Genomic DNA, 753 nt, shown 5'->3' on the forward strand with positions numbered 1-753 from the left:
ATGGCTTTGTTGATCTGTTCGGCGCCGGTGTCCTGTTCTTTGCTGGCGGCCGAGATCTCCTGAACCAGTTCGGCGGTCCGCTGGATGTCGGGCAGGATGTTTGACAGCATGGTCCCGGCTTTCTCGGCTACTTCGACGCTGCTTGCGGAGAGTTCGCTGATCTCGCCGGCAGCGTTCTGGCTCCGTTCTGCCAGTTTCCGCACTTCGCTGGCAACTACTGCAAACCCTTTGCCGTGTTCACCCGCGCGCGCTGCTTCTATGGCGGCATTCAGAGCCAGCATGTTGGTCTGACGGGCGATTTCTTCGATGATGCTGATCTTGTCGGCGATGTCTTTCATGGCTTGAACGGTGGCGGCTACTGCTTTGCCGCCTTCTTTGGCGTCATCGGCGCTCTTGACCGCAATCTTTTCGGTCTGTTTGGCGTTGTCAGCGTTCTGTTTGATGTTGGCGGACATTTCTTCCATGCTGCTTGAGGCTTCTTCGGCTGCCGCTGCCTGTTCGCTTGCCCCCTGGGACATCCCTTCGGAACCGGAGCTCATCTGACCCGCTCCGGAGGCGACGTTGGCGGCCGCTTCTTTTACTTCGGCTACCACTGTTACCAGTTTCCCGACCATGGCCGACAGGGCGTGCATTAGTTCGTCTTCGCCGCTCCGTTCTTTCAGTTCTACCATCAGGTTGCCGCTTGCTACTTCGCGCGCTGCGGCGGTGATCCGGGTATTGGCATCGATGAGGATGTTGAGGTTGTTCTTGATG

Annotated in this window: 1 protein-coding gene; it reads right to left on the reverse strand. The window is 58.0% G+C overall.

The window, feature by feature from the left end:
* Positions 1 to 753 (reverse strand): methyl-accepting chemotaxis protein (locus KI809_RS20355; RefSeq protein ID WP_246559548.1); only part of this gene is annotated, 753 nt, incomplete at both ends.

Source organism: Geoanaerobacter pelophilus (genome assembly GCF_018476885.1).
In the GTDB taxonomy this organism is placed as follows: Bacteria; Desulfobacterota; Desulfuromonadia; order Geobacterales; family DSM-12255; genus Geoanaerobacter; species Geoanaerobacter pelophilus.